Source organism: Paenibacillus sp. GbtcB18 (assembly GCF_019091125.1).
GTDB lineage: Bacteria > Bacillota > Bacilli > Paenibacillales > NBRC-103111 > Paenibacillus_F > Paenibacillus_F chitinolyticus.
In genome coordinates this window covers 16,982-32,389 of record NZ_JAGXJX010000001.1, presented here as the reverse complement: position 1 = coordinate 32,389, position 15,408 = coordinate 16,982, and the positions used below count along the sequence as shown (strand labels likewise).

Genomic DNA, 15,408 nt, shown 5'->3' with positions numbered 1-15,408 from the left:
AAACGGGATCTCAGGCATAGCGCCGAAGATCCCGTTTTTTTTGCAAGTCAAGCTTTCCGACGAGCAAATCCTTATTTCTTTTTCCGATGCCATCGTTTTTCACTCCTTTGATTTCATGGGTCTGGAAGCTTGCAGGCGATGCCAGAGCTGCAGGCCGGCGCCTGTCAGCTCCATCAGGTCGTTTGCGGCATCCCGATGGCTATGTAACGCTTTGCGCGCCTCAAGTGCCGTGTTCTCAATGGCAAGTGACGCGGACTTCACGATTCGGGATACCCGCTGCACCGCTTCTCCCGTCTCCTCCGCTGCCGCAAACCAAGCATCGATCGATTTCATTTTGCCTTGCAGGTCCTGCATGACCTCGGTGACACCCGAAGTAAGCTTTCGGTGTTCTCCGCAGTTTGACGCACTTGCTCCTACATCGTGTCAAGCGCAGTCTCGGCATGCCTTAGGGCACAAATCGCCAAATACGCGAAGCGTACAGCCACCCCGATGAGCACCAGAAAAGCCAAAATACAGACCGCCGCTCCCCATTGATGCGTATATCGGTGCAGTGGAGCGGGGAGAAAGGAACTTCACCATAGATACTTTGGAAAAAATACAGGAAGCCCTTCAAGTAGATGCAGCCGAGTTAGCTGCCGCTGGGGTATCAATCCATCGCTGACCCCAGCGACCCTTCGGGGCGCTCGAAGGTCATCATTATAGCAGCATCGCTGATTTGAAGGCCAGAAATCAATTTATTGGTTTCTGGATTATTTATTTTATCTTTCAAAAAGACCACCCCGTTTTAATGATTTCGTCTAACGTTTCGTATATTCACGACATCCGACGAAGTCGGTTGTTCCGGCTGCTCCAGCTCCCATGTCAATATCTTCTGCTGGTCCGAGGGGCGAATGCCCCGATGCGTGAATATGGTGTTATCAGAAGTTACTGCCTTCACCGAATTTACTTAAAATATTTGATATTGATTTAGATGCTGATTTTATTTTGTTTGTTCTTTCTAGAGCCTCGAGTTTTTCATCAAGTATTAACTCAATACTTATTAGCATCACTGGAAAGAGCTCAAGGCATTCATCTTCAGATAATTCATGAATGCCTTTGCTTAAAATTGAATATATTCCTCGGTTCTCAGCTAAAAATCTTGGTAAATATTCTTGCAAAATAAAGATTTTTTCGTTCATTCGACTTTTGAAAAATTCATCTTCATTAACCCCAATATTAGATTTGAATTGTTCATAAGCATCAAATATTAGCTTTTCAAAAATTCTTCTTAAATACACAAAGGAACCAATTCCAATACCATGTGAAGCCAAACCAATTGCTTTACTTAATTCATGGTAGTCTAATTTATTTAGGACTTTTTGATATTTTTTAAATTTTGGAGATGTTAAATCTGCAATAGATGGATATTGACCAACTTTAATTAATCTATTATCTGTAACCAGAAATATAAAATACATCTTATGTTCTATGACTCTTGAACAATAAAAATGTCTCGTAAATACTCTTTGGTTTTCTAACCAATTTAATGAATAAGTTCTTGAACCTTGGTTTTGAGCACTAATATAAGTACTATCTCTTCCACATTGAGTACAGTGGCAATCTAGTTTAATCAAATTCATATATATGTTACTAATTATAGAAGTTACATCATCATTACTTTCAATTAAATATGATTTATATAGTCCATCAGATAAAAAAATCTCTTCAATATTTTCTGGAATCATTTTTTTCAATCCTTTGTAGTAATTTCTGATAACGTCTTATTCATGAACTTCGTGAATACCTTGTTTTAAGCCTTAAACCCCCTAAACCCAAAGGTCGTAGAGGTTAAAATCCATTCTATTTCACATAACAACAACACTGCCCGCCATACCCACAACCAACATTTTTCGCCGTCACTTGTGGTATGGTTCCCCTCAAATGATCTTTAACTAATCTGCCTGTTACTTCAATAGGCTGCCGATCGTCGGCAGCCTGCTGAATCACCTATCGTGCTCTCGTCACCCGTTAGCTGAAAGCCTTGCCTAGCATGAGGCTCGTTAACCCCTTTATCTTTCAAACGGGCGCAAACCTCTTCAACTTGATTCACTTCAAAAGTGGGCATAACACAGACGAACCACAAAACAAGCAGTCCTTACAGAACGAGATAAACCCAAGGACGCTTCTTGATGAAGGAATCGGAGTGCCAGTATAGGGAGCACTCTACGGTAATGAGCAATCTAAGCGAAAAAAGATCACGGCGACCTACAGCCATGATCTTTTTTCGCTTAATCATTCAGCCCGTGTATACTGTAAAAATGTTGGTTAAATACAGGAGCCGAAGTTTCCATATTCTAACCGTGGCTCTTAACCTAATAGACGTTAGTCACGTACATCATGTATTAACTTGTGATGGCATGGAATTGGAATATGTGCTAGAGATGCCATGCTTGGCCAGTTAATTTTCTTCATGGCATTAGCGCCTTTCGCTTACGCCTCCGCCGTTCCCTCAGGCGGAGGCAGCAGCTCGCGCTCCGCCCGGTCGGCCAGCTGCTTCAGTGTGACGTCGTCCATCGGGGGATTGTGCAGTCCGAACCGCACATCCCGGTACAGCCGCTGAAGCGGATGAGTCATCGCCAAGCTGTGCGCCCCCGCGATCCGCATCGATTTGTCGACGACGGTAAGCGCCGTCCGCACGGCGAACGTCTTGGCGGCGCTCAAATCCGCGGCGAATGCCCCCGGATCTGCGGGGGCACTCTCCCAGCGCTGCGCGACCGCGTAGAGAAAATGCCTTGCCGCGGAAAGCTCCAGCTCGATCTCCCCGATCAGCTGTCGGATATGAGGCAGCTCCAGAATCGGGTGAGGAAGCGAGTTCGGCCGGTAAGCCGCCGCGAAAGTGACCGCTTCCCGCCTCGCCGCAAGAGCGATGCCAAGGTAGCAGGCGGGAATGTGCAGCAGATACGGATGAGCCGCCGGCCCGGGTCTGCTCGGTTCGCTGCGGGTGTGCTTTACTCTCGCCTCCGGCGGGACAAGCACATCCTCCAGCACCAGGTCGTGACTGGCCGTTCCCCGCATGCCGACCATATCCCATGTCGGCTCTATACGGACGCCTTCCGTCGCGACGGGAAAAACAAACTCGCCGTGACTTCCGTCCGGCTCCAGGGATGCCGTCACAATGACGAGATCGAGGGCGGGAGCCAGCGTCGTAAACGTCTTACGTCCGTTTAGAAGGTAGCCGCCCTTTACTTCCGCCGCCGTTGTAGCCGGACGGCCTCCGCGCGACGGGCTCCCCGTCCCTTTTTCCGTGGCCGCGCGGTTAATCAGAAGATTGCGGGAAGCGATGTCTCTACACAGCGCCTCGTATTTGTCCTGCCAGGCAGGCTGATTCGCCAGTTCCAGAACGATGCCCAGATGCCAGCCGATTCCGAGTGCAGTCGCCGCATCTCCCTCGGCCAGCCTTTCCTGCAGGAGGACAAATTCGTACAGGGATGCTCCGGCTCCTCCGTATTCGGCCGGGACCGTCAGCGAAGGATACCCGGCTTCTTTCAGAGCGTCGATAGCTCCGTAGGAGAAGCCGTTCTCCTCATCCGCCCTGGCCGCTTCATCACGCAGCGTGTCGGCCAACCGGCCGATCTCATCGAGACGCCTCTGCTCTTCCGCCGTCCGGGCAAAGCTGAATGGAGATGGATTCATCGGCCGTTCCCCCCGCCCGTCTGCATAATCCGCTCCAGCACCCGCTTCTCCAGCCGGGCGAATTCCGGATTCGCCTGATCCCTCGGCCACGGAGCCGGGTTATCGGCGTCCAGCGCGATTTTCCCGTCCTCGATCAGAAGAATCCGGTCCGCCAGACGGACCGCTTCGCTTACGTCGTGCGTGACGAGCACAGTCGTGAAGCCATGCCGCTGCCGGAGCGTGCCGATCAGCTGCTGCATCTCCAGCCGGGTCAGCGCATCCAGCGCGCTCAGCGGCTCATCAAGCAGCAGCAGCTTCGGCTGGCGGACAAGCGCCCGCGCCAGGGCGACCCGCTGCTTCTGGCCTCCGGAGAGGACGCCCGGCCATTCGCCGGCGCGGTCCGTCAAGCCTACCTGCCCGAGTACGTGCAGGGCACGCGGGCGCCAGTTCCCGCTTAAACCGATGCCCACGTTATCCAGCACGGTTTTCCACGGGAGCAAGCGGGCCTCCTGGAACATGACCGTGATATCCCGGCCGATGCCGGACACGGGCCTGCCGTCGATCTCGATCCGGCCCTCGGCAGGCTTCTCAAGTCCCGCCAGCAGTCTGAGCAGCGTGCTTTTGCCGCTGCCGCTTCTGCCTGCAACGGCAATAAACTGGCCCGGGCGGATCGTCAGATCCAGCTCGTGAAGCACCTTTTTGCCTCCGAACGATTTATGAACGCCCTGCAGCTGGACGGACGCTCCGAACTGACGCTCTCCGTTTTGCCCGGCATCATCGCCCGAAACCGCCTTTCGCCTATCACCTGCCGGCGCTTCCGTATATAAAGCCTCCTCGGCCAACTGACTCCACCCGCTCACTTGCGGCACCTCCGTTTACGTTGTTCTAGGCTTTCCGGTAGCTTACATTCCACTTGAGCACGGCATGCTCCAGCCATTTGGCGATCACATCCGCCAGCTTGCCCAGCAGCGCGTACAGCAGAATACTTAAAATGATGATGTCCGCCTGCATAAACTCACGGGCGTTTAAAGCCAAAAACCCGATTCCTTTATCGGTGGCGATCGTTTCGGCTACGATCAGCGTCAGCCACATAATTCCGAGCCCGTAACGGATTCCCACAAAAACGGAAGGAAGCGCGCCCGGCAAAATAACATGGCGAAACAACTGCCAGGAGGTGAGCCCGTAGACGCGGCCCATTTCCAAATATCCCCGGTCGACCGATCGTATTCCGTGAAACGTATTTACATAGACCGGGAAAAGCACACCGAGAGACACCAGAAACACCTTCGCTCCTTCGTCGATTCCCATCCATAATATCACAAGGGGCACCAGCGCAAGGTGCGGAATATTCCGGATCATCTGGATCGACGTATCGAAAATCCGGTAGGACGTCACAAACAGTCCGTTGGCCGCCCCGAGCAGCAGCCCGATTCCTCCGCCGATGACAAAACCCGCGGCCGCCCGGCCGAGACTGACGCCCAGATGGTACGTGAGCTGACCGGAGGCGAAAAGCTTCCATCCCGACTTTGCTACCTCAAGAGGAGGCGGGAACAACCGCTGGGAAACAGGCCCGTAGACGGCGGCCATATGCCAACCCGCCACAATAAGCACCGGAAGCAGCCAGGGAAGCAGCAAGGCCGTCCATGTATCTCTTCGTCTCGTATCCGCTTGCTCAGTGTTTACCCACATTTCGTCATCTCCCTCAAGTTAGGATCCGCCGTCATTTCCCGATCGCCCACGCCTGCCGGACGGGCATCAGCGGAGCTACATCGATTTTATCCCCGATCAGTCCGATCCGGTGGAACGTATCGGCCAGTTTTTGCTGCGGCTCGATGATTTCCGGGGATAAATTTTCGACGCCGTACGTTCGTCGGTTCACGGCCCGTTCGATTGCCTTCCGGTCGATGCCGAGCGCTTCCGTCAGCTGCTTGACGACTTCCGGCTTGTTCGTATTGGCCCATTTGTCGGAGACGTCGATTTCCTCCAGAATCGTTTGGATCAGCTCGGCATTTCCTTTCGCGAACGCTTCATTGGCGTAATAAAAGGTCCGGTTCGGTGAAAATCCCGTTCCGTCCGTCAGCGTCACCGGCGACAGATCGTTCTCGACCGAAGCGAAGAAAGGGTCCCAGGAACCGAGCGCGTCCACCTGCTTCGTTTCGAACAAAGCTCTCCCTTCGGATGCGTCTTTGACGAACACGAATTTGACATCGTCCAGTTTGAGGCCGGCCTTTTCCAGGGCCAGAACAGCGAGGTAATGATGATTCCCGCCCTTCGCTACTGCGATCTTCTTGCCTTTCAAATCCGCGACGGTTTTGACCGGCGACCCCGCATGAACGACGATTCCCATGCCTTCCGGATTGGGGAGATCACTGCCCACGTAGACAAACGGTTTGCCTCCGGCCTGCGCGAATACGCCCGAACCGTCTGCCGCATGCCCGAAATCGATGCTTCCCGCCGTTAACGCCTCCAACAGAAAATTCCCGCCCGCAAAAACTTTCCATTCCACGGTGATGTTCTTCTCTTTCAGCCGTTTCTCCAAATTGCCGTGTTCTTTCAGTATATTCAGCGTGTTCCCTTTCTGGTAGCCGATTCGGAGCACCTTGGCGTCTCCCGTTACGGCGGATTTGATTTCATTCGGCGTTGTTGCCGAGGCCCCTTTGTCCCCGCCCGAAGAACATGCGGACAGAACGGCCGCAGCCGTCAGCATAAGAGCCGCCAGCCATGCTTTTGTACGTGCGGAACGCTTCAGCCGCCCGGATTTCGTTGTCATTTTCGTCTCTCTCCCCCTGACGTTCTTCCGCTCATCCCAAAAAAAGAAGACGCACTTTCCCCGACAGGAAAAAAGCGCGTCTCCGTTCGAACGGTAGACTTCATTTCTTTTAATAATTCCGATTGGATTAGTATGTTATCGGAGTTTCAAGTAGCTTAGCACACGTTTTTTTGAAGTGTCAACGTCTTTTTTTACGACTTCATTTGCAAAAAATCTCGGCATTTAGCCTGATTTACAGCGTAACAGTGTTATGTTACAATCTTTTTCAAGAGGTGTTGAGATGACGCAAGAATTGATTTCTAAAAAAGATCTGCTCGAATTGACCGGCATATCCTATGGCCAGCTTTATCGCTGGAAACGAAAAAACCTTATACCCGAAGCGTGGTTCATCCGAAAATCTACCTTCACGGGGCAGGAAACGTTTTTTCCCAAGAAAGAGATTCTCGTCCGCATTGACAACATTTTGTATCAGAAAGACGATTTGTCGCTGGATGAGCTGGCCGACCGCTTTTCTCCCCGCCCTTCCGACCTAAGCATGACAAAAGATGAGCTTATCCTTCGCAACATTGTTTCGAAGGTTGCATTGGACTATTTCGTCCGGCTCAGCGGAGACGCCGAGGTGTGGACATTCGAGCGTATTTTCGCCGTCTATGTTCTTCACACACTGCTCGAAACCGGGGAAATCAGCTTGGAGGAAGGCAGCGGCCTTATCCAGCTTATGACGGACCAGTACCTCAACATGAGCGACAGCGACGGGGAACTCCTTTTTATCCGCAAAATGGGGGTGTCCACCTGTTTTCTAAAGCAGGGCACCGGAGAGATTTATCTGGAAAAGGGTGTGAAAGTGGTGGCGCGCCTGCAGCTTTCCTCATCCGTTGAAGCGTTAAAAACAAAAATTTGGCGGGAGGCCTGACCATGGAAGCACAGCCTATTATAACGAATGACTTGTCCATCTCGGGATCGGGTTCGGCAGACGGCGGACGTTACCGGAACGCGAGAATTAACGGAAACGGCCGGATTGACGGCGATCTGGAATGCCGAAGCTTTAAATCGGCGGGGCACAGTCATGTGTACGGAAACTTGGCCGCCAGTGAAGTGATCCTGCGCGGCAGCGGCTCCGTTGCCGGAAATGTCCGTTCCGAATTGCTGAGTGTCAGCGGAAACGGGGAATTTCGGGGCGACGTGGCTGCCGGGCTGGTCAAAGTGAACGGATCGGCCGGCATCGGCGGCTCCTTGACAGCGGACACGGCGGTCATTCGCGGTTCCGTACAGATCAACGGAGACTGCGAAGCGGAAAAGTTCGAAGCCTACGGCGGATTTGAAGTCGGCGGTCTGCTGAATGCGGGCATGATCGACATTCGCCTGTTCGGACCGTGCCGGGCCCGAGAAATCGGCGGAGAATCCATCCGGGTTAACAAAAACGGTTTCCTGAACTCGCTGGCTTCTCTTTTCGGTTCCAAACGCATATCCCTGGAAGCCGGAACCATCGAAGGCGACGTCATCTACCTGGAGCATACATTCGCCTCCGTCGTACGCGGTAGAGACGTGAAGATCGGTCCCGGCTGTGAAATCGGCCGGGTGGAGTACACGAACACCCTGTACGTAGATATCCAATCGACCGTTGCCGAACGCCAGCAGTTGTAAAGCGCAAGAACGATCAAGCCCCGTCCGGCTCTCCATGGTAAGCTGAAAGCGGAAAGGCAGGCGATACCCCGCTATGGTGCAAGCAGTCCTATATTCGGAAACGGTCAACCGGACCTTATCTTACATCGAGGCTCATCTGAAAGAGGAGCTGAATCTGGAAATCCTCGCCGAGCGGGCGGCATTTTCCATGTATCATTTTCACCGGATCTTCCAGGCTCAGGTAGGTATGCCTCCCGCCGACTATATCCGCAGGCGCCGGCTGTCCAGCGCGGCATGCAGCCTGCTCGGAACCGAGCGGAGGATCCTCGACATCGCGCTTGAATACCGCTTCGATTCCCAGGAATCGTTTACCCGCTCTTTCAAGCGCATGTTCCTTATGACGCCGGGCCAGTACCGTTCCTATTACCGCACGCTTACGATGCAGAAGGAGAGTGAAGCCGAAATGGCCGAACAGGCGGATCAATTGAATGCTTTGCAAGGAGAACCCCTTGGCTGGATGCTTACCGGCACCCACACGGGAGATTACGAGATGGGCGTAGACCGGCTGGTGGTCCATCACGGCAAATCGTCCGGTTATCTGCGTTCGCTCACGGAACGGGCCTCCGGGTTCGGGACCATGATGCAGATGTTCAAAGCGGACGCTTACCTGGGAAGCCGGCTCCGGCTGAGCGGTTTTGTCAAAACCGAGCAAGTCCGGGACTGGTGCGGCTTGTGGCTGCGCATAGACGGCAAAGATCACGACGTGCTCGGTTTTGACAACATGGGCGGCAGACCCATCCGCGGAACGACGGGCTGGAGCCGATGCAGCCTGGTGCTGGATGTGCCCAAAGAGAGTGTGGCCATCGCATTCGGCGTTCTGCTGAACGGAGGCGGCCGGGTCTGGATCGACAGCCTCCAGTTCGATACCGTCAGTCTCCAGGTGCCCGTGACGAGTCTGGAGGAGGTTAACGCGTTACCCGACGCTCCGATCAACCTGAACTTTGAAGAGGAGCCCGGTCTGTAGCGCGTGGCAACGAAAAAAGACGATTCCCCTTTCGGAGAATCGTCTTTTTTATATCTCGCCGGCCGGTACGGCACGATAAGCGGCACCGTTAGCCGGCAGGCGGGCATCGGACAACCGGAAGCGGTTACGTGCGCTCCGCCTGCTGCTGATGCTCTTCATGGATTTTATAGAGCGCCTGAACAAGCGGATCGGCCGGATCGCGGTTCAGCAAGTGAAGCGTCATCAGAAACTGGAGCGGAAGGGCAAACGTATTGTTGCCTTCTTTAATGGACGGGAAGCCCACTTCCAGAACCGGGCCGGCTTCGGGATGCATCTCCAGATCGACGTAGATCTGTTCTTCCGGAAATTCGCTTCTTACGCTCTCCGCGCAGTGAGGCACGATATAATTGTCCAGCAGCTGTTTCGCTTCTTCTTCGCTTTGAGGAGCGGCCGGAAGCGGACGATTGTCGGAGCTGCGGATCAAGTCCACGAAGAAGGAAGACATCCATAGACCCGGATTCTCCTTATTCTGGAACGTATGCACAAGCTCGTTAAGGAAAAATCCGCAGGAGTAACTGTTATCGTTCTGACGGATCGTGTAGGCGAACAAAGGACCGAAGACGGGATGCTGGCCCACCTGTCCTTCCACTTCGTAGTCGGAAAACTGCTCTTTTAATACCTGTTCGGCATGCTTGTACCAGGCAAAAATAATTTCGTTCTGCTGCTGTTGTTCCTGCTGTTGTTCCTGCTGTTGTTCCTGCTGTTGTTCCTGCTGTTCCCGGGCTGCCTGCTCTTCGGGAGACAGCTGCTCTTCTTCTGTCGATTGAGCTTCAATAGGCTGATCGCCGGATTCGTTAGGTGTGGTCATATATACTCCTCCTTGCCTCCCATCTTATCATGTTCTGGAGATGATGGGAAAGCAGCGTCTTCTTTTCCCGCTTCGGCTGCGTTGTGGCCGTTACTTCACATAAAGCCTTCCCGTCTCTTCCCAGATTTCTCCGGGATTCAGCCCGAATAAGCCAATTTCTTCCACCGGCAGCGGGCTGTTCGGCGCATTCACGAGATTCACCTGCGGCTCCGGGCAGAAAAATCCTTCCTCCCCGAAGTGGTTCCAGATCATCCACTGCTTGTAGGACGTACCGACATCGTAAACGAGGGTGACGTTGTGCTTCGTGTCGGTCAGCTCCATACGGTTGCGCCCGTTCTGGGCCGACACCGTATAATGGTTGTCCAGCGGCTCGTAGAAAGGATAAACCCCTTCGTCCCGGAGCTGCTCTTCTTCCCGCGTCAAGGCTTGCTGCTTCCCCGTAGGAAGCATGCGGTCGTTCATTTCCCAGCGCTTGCCGATCGTCAGCTTCACCCTGTAATCCTTCGCCGAAGCATCCGGCGCGAAAGGGGCGTTGACCGACGTGTGAAAAGCAAGCAGACAAGGCATTCGTTCTCCGCCTTCGTTGCGGATAAACAAATGCTGGGCCAACCCGTCCCCGTTTAGCGAATAACGCAGGCGGATCGTAAAGCGGAACGGCAGGAACTTGTACACCTCATGAGCTTCATCCACCCGGACGGACACGCTTACGAAGCTTTCGCTCTCCGTCGTCCCGTATTCGTCGACCTGCCAAGGAATCTTATGTAAAAATCCGTGCAAATGATTGCCCGTCGATTCTTCGTTAATCGGAAACCGGAGCACTTTGCCGTTCCACGGGAACTTGCCGTCTTCGTAACGGTTCGGCGGAAAAAGCACGGGAATGCCGTGGATTCCCGGATTCGCCTTAAAGGATTCCAGCTCTTCCTCGGCCGGCTCGTGCAGAAACCGGTAGCCGTTGTCCTTATCCCGGAAAGCGATAAGGTTGCCTCCGTAATCCGGGAGCATGACGGCTTCATAGGAGCCCCACTCCAGCCGGACGGCTTTCATTCCCTGATAACTACTTTCATACGCACGGTTATGTGTCATGCTTCTCTCTCCCCTCGTCAGTTCCGGCGCGGTCTTTTACCAGACTATTATACCATGAAAACTCTTTCATTCCGCTTCTTCAAAATCGAGAATAAGTTCGATAACTTCCGAACGGCTGGCGATCCGTATGGGCGGTCCCCACGTGCCGAAACCGGACGATACGACGACATGCATCTTATCCTTCAGCATGTAGCCCCAGTCCAGCTCGAATAACCTTCCCGTGATCCAGTGATTCGGCGCGAACTGACCGCGGTGCGTGTGACCGCACAGAAGCACATCCGCTCCCGCAGCGGCTGCCTTGTCAAAATGATAGGGCTGGTGGTCCATGAGAAGAATCGGCTTCGACGGATCCAGCCCGGACAGCAGCCGGTCCACTGCCATACGGCCGCCGGTATCGAACGACTCCGCCGTCTTGTCTTTGCGTCCCGCGATATAGAAAGCGTCCTCTACGGAAACGGTCTCGTCCCGCAGCACGCGGATACCGATAGACTCCATTTGGCGGATGTGCTCTTCGATATGGCCGCCGTAATATTCGTGGTTTCCCAGCACCGCATACACGCCGTATTTCGCCTGAAGCTGCTTCATGACCTCCGACATCCCGTTGCGGATATACGGCTCGATGCTGTCGTCGATAAGGTCGCCGGGAAGCAGAATAAGATCGGGCTTCATGGCGTCGACGGTCTTAACCAGGCGGGCCAAGTGCCGTTTTCCTACAATATTACCCAAGTGAATATCGGATGCAACGGCTATCCGGAGTTGACGCAAGGGTCCGGCCCCTTTGCCGACCCGAGCCCGGTACGTCCGGACAATGGGCGTCCAGGCATTCCAGTATCCTTTTGCAAGCAGAATAATCAGAATCCCGAGCACGACGCATCCCGTACCTCCGAAATATACGGCGGGCGGAAATCCGGCAAGCTTCAAGAGCCAGGCGGCCAAGTCTCCCAGCGGAAGGAGAATAACGGCAAATTCCAGCACGGCGAAATAATAAGACCCGATGACCTTCAGCAGCCTGCCCGGGGGACCCGGGACTGCGGGAGAGCGGCCCAGCATGTAAGCGAGAGCCAGCACCGCCAGCAGCGTCCAGTATAGTCCTGCGGGCACGGAAATTCCCCAGAAGTCGAGAAACCGCTCGCCATGCCATCCGATGTAGATATTAAGCCCCGCATAAACGAACAGCGCCAAAACAAGCAGAACAAGACGCGATTTCACTAGAGTCCGACTCCTTTATTTAACAGGTAAACAGATGAGATGTCCGCATTATACCATGGGGAGACCGCACGGAACCAATACCCGGTTGCATTCTTCAAAAAGTAAGATTAGGTATTTTATACCATTTATATCTTAAATAAGAAGTGTATAGTGTTTAAAAAGGGTGAAAACGAAAACCTTTCAACCTAAAATAAATTAATGAATGGAAAGGTGTTGTCATATGTTTAAATATCCAAAAATTTTCTTAAGGTTAGGAATAACTTCACTCTTCTTCTTTAGTTGTGGTTATGGAGTTGCAAATGCTTGGTCACTTCTTTCTGACCACTGGCCACGTAATGTAACTTATACATATAGTTACGGCAGTGACTTTTCTAGCGAGGGAAAGAACTCTGTAGATCGTGGAGCAAGCCCCTGGAATTTATTAAAAAACCCTCAATTTTACTTTCAAACCACTAGCTCTTCAAATTCAGCTTCCGTCGCTTCAAAAAATGGAAATAACGAAGTTTTTAAAATTTCCAATGGTACAAATTCATATCTAGCCCAAACTACTCGTTGGGCATCAGGATCTCATACTACGGAAGCAGATATTGCTTTAAATGTTTCCTTTTTATGGTCTAACATACGATGTAGCATCTGTCTTTGCACATGAATTTGGTCATGTGGCTGGTTTAAACCATACAGGAGCAGGTGTGGCCGTCATGTTTTACCAATTGGATAGTGGTACCATAAAGACTGTCTTAACGTCAGATGATCTTCAAGGATATAATAATATTGCGTGGAATAACTAATAAATTAAAATTAGGGGTGATCCAATATGAAAAAATTACTATCTATTGGTATGACGGTAGCAATACTAGCAACTGCATGTTTTACGATAGGTTTTTATTTCTATAATAGTAAACAAAAACCAGACGATACAATAGTGATAGCCGGACAACTGCCAAATTACTCGAAAGAAGAAATGGCCTCCACTTCTCCAGTTATAATAAAAGGAGTTGTTTCTTCAATTGGAGAAGCAAAATGGAATACTCCCGATGGACTTGAACCAAAAGAAATTAAATTTTCAGACGTCATTTACCATGATGTAAAGATTAAAGTAGACAAAGTATTAAAAGGATCACCGTCAGAGTATGTAAATGTTCGGGTTTACGAAGGCGAAGTCCCAGCAGGTAAAACGATTCGAAAGGTTGAATCGGAAGGTGAACCTCAGTTTAATCTAAATGAAAATGTTCTAATTTTCTTAGATAATGACGACACGGCGTACAGCAAATCAAAAGAAAAAGATCACCTCATCACAAGAGGCATGTTCCAAGGTAAATTTTCTTTAAAAAACGGCAAGGCTGAGAACAGAAAAGAAACTTTAACCGAACAAGAATTAACAACTACAATCAGCAGCTATAAAAATAATAAATGGCCTGATCCTATACAGCCCAAATCAGTAGAAAAATAATTAAACTAACTTAATATGGATATTAAGAATTAAAACCGCCCTTCTCTAAACGAAAGGGCGGTTTTAATTCTTATAAATAATTTTCGTGTCTGTTTCTACTGACTTTTCTTTGTGCATCTTGCTCTTTTGAAGTTTTAACCGGTTTCCTTACCGGTCGAGCGATTCCGCCAGCCGTGGCAGCAGCTTGCCGTCCGGATCGCCGTTCAGCTCCCAGAACATGGCTCCGCCGAGGCCTTTTTCCTTGATAAATTCGGCTCTGTAACCGATCGATTCCTCGTCCTCGTAGGAGACGAACTGGCCGGTTTGCTTGTTGTAGAGGTAAGGAACTTTGGCACGGTCGTTCCAGTAGCGCTGGAATCCTTCCGGCTTTTCGGTCCAATCCACGACGTCCCCGCCTTTGCAGGCCTGGTAAAGACCGTTGTTTACGGCTTCGCAGCCGCCCCAGGAACGGCCGTAGAACGGAATGCCCAGCACCAGCTTTTTGGCCGGCACGCCCGCGCTCAGGTGACCGTTCACGGCCGCTTCCGCGTAGAAACGATGCGCGTTCGGATCCGGATCGGCCGGATCGTAGTACAGGGCGGCGTTGTTGTTGCTCGTCGGCTCCCAGCTTCCGTGCAGATCGTACGTCATGATGTTCACGAAATCGATGGATTCGGACACTTTATCGAGCTCCGTATCCCTCACGTAGTTCGGATTCGCGCCCGACGCGATCGTGAGCAGATAATGGCGGCCGTCTTCACGTCCGGCGGCTTCCAGCTTCTCGCGGATGGTTTGCAGCAGGAGGGTAAAATTCGTGCGGTCCTCCGGACGGCGCACGTTCGTTTCCAGGCCTCCCGTCACCGGATACTCCCAGTCGAGATCGACTCCGTCGAAGCCGTTCTCCCGGATAAAGCGGACGGCGCTGTCGGCGAATTTGGCACGCGAAGCCTCCGTAAGAGCCGCGTCCGAGAACCGGCCCGACCAGGTCCAGCCGCCGACACTGACCAGCGTCTGCAAATGAGGATTCGCCTGCTTTAATTTGGCCAGCTCTTTGAAATCGCTTACGAATTTCGCGCAATCTTCTCCTTTGCACGCTCCGGGGTAGGCTTCTTCCTGCTCCTTAGGCGAACTCAGCGCCACTTCCCCGTCCACGATATTGGCGAACGCGTAGTTGATATGCGTCAGCCTGGACGCGTCGATCTCGGAAGCCTTCAATTTTCCCCAGGAGGTGAAATACCCGACGACTTTATAAGCTGGGCTGATGATCGCCATTCGTCTGGCTTGATCCCACTCCACCAGGCTGCGCGAAGCCTCCGATACGAAACGGAGAGGAACGTACAGCGCGTCTCCCTGTTTGACGGGAGCGGCTTGAAGCGCAGCGAGCCGGTTGTTCACACGCGCTTCCTTGGAGCCCAGCTTCATCTCGATAAAGACGCCCGTCTTGGACAGCGTAAAAGTACCGTCCTCTTTAAGAGGACTAAGCTTTAGTTGAAGCTGTTTGGCCAGCTCCTCGGCGGGTACGGTCAAGGCATCCCCCTGCAGAACAGGCTTCAGCTGCTGTACGGCGACACGGCTGCCGTAAGCGATACTGATATCCCCGGCAGAGGACGCGCCCATGGCGGGAACGGCTCCCAGCGCAAGCCCCAGCGTTAATGCGGTCAATAAAGAAGGTTTCCATTTTTTCAAGAATATGACCTCCCATACATGATGGCGGAAGATTCGGAAAGCGTCCCGTTCGGTGGAAATCATTAAACGGAATGTGTAAGAAAAAT

Annotated in this window: 17 protein-coding genes and 1 pseudogene; 7 read left to right on the top strand and 11 right to left on the bottom strand. The window is 52.3% G+C overall.

All coding sequences use genetic code 11. The features are described from left to right. Positions 1-99 precede the first annotated feature (99 nt). Entirely contained in the window at positions 100-354 is a 255-nt protein-coding gene (locus KVT34_RS00160; RefSeq protein WP_217556082.1) for a hypothetical protein, read from the bottom strand. Positions 355-529: 175 nt separating this feature from the next. On the opposite strand from KVT34_RS00160, the pseudogene KVT34_RS00155 reads away from it, so the two are divergent. Continuing rightward, positions 530-631: pseudogene (locus tag KVT34_RS00155) on the top strand (helix-turn-helix domain-containing protein); the annotation flags it as partial. 15 nt (positions 632-646) lie between these two features. Here the strand turns inward: KVT34_RS00155 and KVT34_RS32310 are convergent. The 6 genes from KVT34_RS32310 to KVT34_RS00130 form a co-directional block, all read right to left on the bottom strand. Then, on the bottom strand, positions 647-769 hold the full coding sequence (locus KVT34_RS32310) for a hypothetical protein (RefSeq protein ID WP_302694839.1): 123 nt from the start codon (positions 767-769) through the stop codon (positions 647-649). Positions 770-917: 148 nt separating this feature from the next. Continuing rightward, positions 918-1,724 (bottom strand): hypothetical protein, encoded by an 807-nt coding sequence (locus KVT34_RS00150; RefSeq protein WP_217556081.1) that lies wholly within the window; start codon positions 1,722-1,724, stop codon positions 918-920. 745 nt (positions 1,725-2,469) lie between these two features. Continuing rightward, complete coding sequence (locus KVT34_RS00145) at positions 2,470-3,672, bottom strand: acyl-CoA dehydrogenase family protein (RefSeq protein ID WP_217556080.1); 1,203 nt, start codon at positions 3,670-3,672, stop codon at positions 2,470-2,472. Then, positions 3,669-4,511: an ATP-binding cassette domain-containing protein gene (locus tag KVT34_RS00140; protein WP_217556079.1), complete on the bottom strand. Its 843-nt coding sequence runs from the start codon at positions 4,509-4,511 to the stop codon at positions 3,669-3,671. The genes KVT34_RS00145 and KVT34_RS00140 overlap by 4 nt, the downstream gene beginning before the upstream one ends. Positions 4,512-4,536: 25 nt before the next feature. Beyond that, complete coding sequence (locus KVT34_RS00135) at positions 4,537-5,340, bottom strand: ABC transporter permease subunit (RefSeq protein ID WP_217556077.1); 804 nt, start codon at positions 5,338-5,340, stop codon at positions 4,537-4,539. A 31-nt stretch (positions 5,341-5,371) separates the two neighbouring features. Beyond that, entirely contained in the window at positions 5,372-6,421 is a 1,050-nt protein-coding gene (locus KVT34_RS00130) for a sulfonate ABC transporter substrate-binding protein (protein WP_217556076.1), read from the bottom strand. 280 nt (positions 6,422-6,701) lie between these two features. On the opposite strand from KVT34_RS00130, the gene KVT34_RS00125 reads away from it, so the two are divergent. From KVT34_RS00125 to KVT34_RS00115, 3 genes are all read left to right on the top strand, one after another. Beyond that, positions 6,702-7,334, top strand: a complete 633-nt coding sequence (locus tag KVT34_RS00125; RefSeq protein ID WP_217556075.1) for a YhbD family protein — start codon at positions 6,702-6,704, stop codon at positions 7,332-7,334. Between the two features lie 2 nt (positions 7,335-7,336). Continuing rightward, complete coding sequence (locus KVT34_RS00120) at positions 7,337-8,065, top strand: polymer-forming cytoskeletal protein (RefSeq protein ID WP_217556074.1); 729 nt, start codon at positions 7,337-7,339, stop codon at positions 8,063-8,065. Between the two features lie 73 nt (positions 8,066-8,138). After that, positions 8,139-9,068 carry a helix-turn-helix domain-containing protein gene (locus KVT34_RS00115; RefSeq protein WP_217556073.1) on the top strand — a complete coding sequence of 310 codons (930 nt, stop codon included), beginning with the start codon at positions 8,139-8,141 and terminating at the stop codon, positions 9,066-9,068. Between the two features lie 124 nt (positions 9,069-9,192). Here KVT34_RS00115 and KVT34_RS00110 read toward each other — a convergent pair whose 3' ends face one another. From KVT34_RS00110 to KVT34_RS00100, 3 genes are all read right to left on the bottom strand, one after another. Continuing rightward, complete coding sequence (locus KVT34_RS00110) at positions 9,193-9,915, bottom strand: hypothetical protein (RefSeq protein WP_217556072.1); 723 nt, start codon at positions 9,913-9,915, stop codon at positions 9,193-9,195. A gap of 90 nt (positions 9,916-10,005) precedes the next feature. After that, positions 10,006-10,998, bottom strand: a complete 993-nt coding sequence (locus tag KVT34_RS00105; RefSeq protein WP_217556071.1) for an aldose 1-epimerase — start codon at positions 10,996-10,998, stop codon at positions 10,006-10,008. Between the two features lie 66 nt (positions 10,999-11,064). After that, positions 11,065-12,207: a metallophosphoesterase gene (locus KVT34_RS00100; protein ID WP_217556070.1), complete on the bottom strand. Its 1,143-nt coding sequence runs from the start codon at positions 12,205-12,207 to the stop codon at positions 11,065-11,067. 220 nt (positions 12,208-12,427) lie between these two features. Between KVT34_RS00100 and KVT34_RS00095 the strand changes: the two genes are divergently transcribed. Genes KVT34_RS00095 through KVT34_RS00085 form a run of 3 tightly spaced genes read left to right on the top strand, consistent with a single transcriptional unit; the run spans position 12,428 to position 13,657 of the window. After that, positions 12,428-12,856: a hypothetical protein gene (locus tag KVT34_RS00095; RefSeq protein WP_217557298.1), complete on the top strand. Its 429-nt coding sequence runs from the start codon at positions 12,428-12,430 to the stop codon at positions 12,854-12,856. Beyond that, complete coding sequence (locus tag KVT34_RS32710; RefSeq protein ID WP_217556068.1) at positions 12,804-12,995, top strand: matrixin family metalloprotease; 192 nt, start codon at positions 12,804-12,806, stop codon at positions 12,993-12,995. Before KVT34_RS00095 ends, KVT34_RS32710 begins: the two co-directional genes overlap by 53 nt. Before the next feature lie 26 nt (positions 12,996-13,021). Further along, positions 13,022-13,657, top strand: a complete 636-nt coding sequence (locus KVT34_RS00085) for a hypothetical protein (RefSeq protein ID WP_217556067.1) — start codon at positions 13,022-13,024, stop codon at positions 13,655-13,657. A 147-nt stretch (positions 13,658-13,804) separates the two neighbouring features. Here KVT34_RS00085 and KVT34_RS00080 read toward each other — a convergent pair whose 3' ends face one another. Then, the gene (locus KVT34_RS00080; RefSeq protein WP_254634486.1) at positions 13,805-15,322 is read right to left on the bottom strand and encodes a glycosyl hydrolase family 18 protein; all 1,518 of its coding nucleotides are present in this window, start codon (positions 15,320-15,322) and stop codon (positions 13,805-13,807) included. Between the last annotated feature and the right edge of the window lie 86 nt (positions 15,323-15,408).

What these genes read in the sequence shown, in the direction of transcription:
- KVT34_RS00160 (WP_217556082.1), bottom strand. Translation starts at nt 354, where the DNA reads ATGCAGGACCTGCAAGGCAAAATGAAATCGATCGATGCTTGGTTTGCG.
- KVT34_RS00150 (WP_217556081.1), bottom strand. Translation starts at nt 1,724, where the DNA reads ATGATTCCAGAAAATATTGAAGAGATTTTTTTATCTGATGGACTATAT.
- KVT34_RS00145 (WP_217556080.1), bottom strand. Translation starts at nt 3,672, where the DNA reads ATGAATCCATCTCCATTCAGCTTTGCCCGGACGGCGGAAGAGCAGAGG.
- KVT34_RS00135 (WP_217556077.1), bottom strand. Translation starts at nt 5,340, where the DNA reads ATGTGGGTAAACACTGAGCAAGCGGATACGAGACGAAGAGATACATGG.
- KVT34_RS00130 (WP_217556076.1), bottom strand. Translation starts at nt 6,421, where the DNA reads ATGACAACGAAATCCGGGCGGCTGAAGCGTTCCGCACGTACAAAAGCA.
- KVT34_RS00125 (WP_217556075.1), top strand. Translation starts at nt 6,702, where the DNA reads ATGACGCAAGAATTGATTTCTAAAAAAGATCTGCTCGAATTGACCGGC.
- KVT34_RS00120 (WP_217556074.1), top strand. Translation starts at nt 7,337, where the DNA reads ATGGAAGCACAGCCTATTATAACGAATGACTTGTCCATCTCGGGATCG.
- KVT34_RS00115 (WP_217556073.1), top strand. Translation starts at nt 8,139, where the DNA reads ATGGTGCAAGCAGTCCTATATTCGGAAACGGTCAACCGGACCTTATCT.
- KVT34_RS00110 (WP_217556072.1), bottom strand. Translation starts at nt 9,915, where the DNA reads ATGACCACACCTAACGAATCCGGCGATCAGCCTATTGAAGCTCAATCG.
- KVT34_RS00105 (WP_217556071.1), bottom strand. Translation starts at nt 10,998, where the DNA reads ATGACACATAACCGTGCGTATGAAAGTAGTTATCAGGGAATGAAAGCC.
- KVT34_RS00095 (WP_217557298.1), top strand. Translation starts at nt 12,428, where the DNA reads ATGTTTAAATATCCAAAAATTTTCTTAAGGTTAGGAATAACTTCACTC.
- KVT34_RS32710 (WP_217556068.1), top strand. Translation starts at nt 12,804, where the DNA reads ATGTTTCCTTTTTATGGTCTAACATACGATGTAGCATCTGTCTTTGCA.
- KVT34_RS00085 (WP_217556067.1), top strand. Translation starts at nt 13,022, where the DNA reads ATGAAAAAATTACTATCTATTGGTATGACGGTAGCAATACTAGCAACT.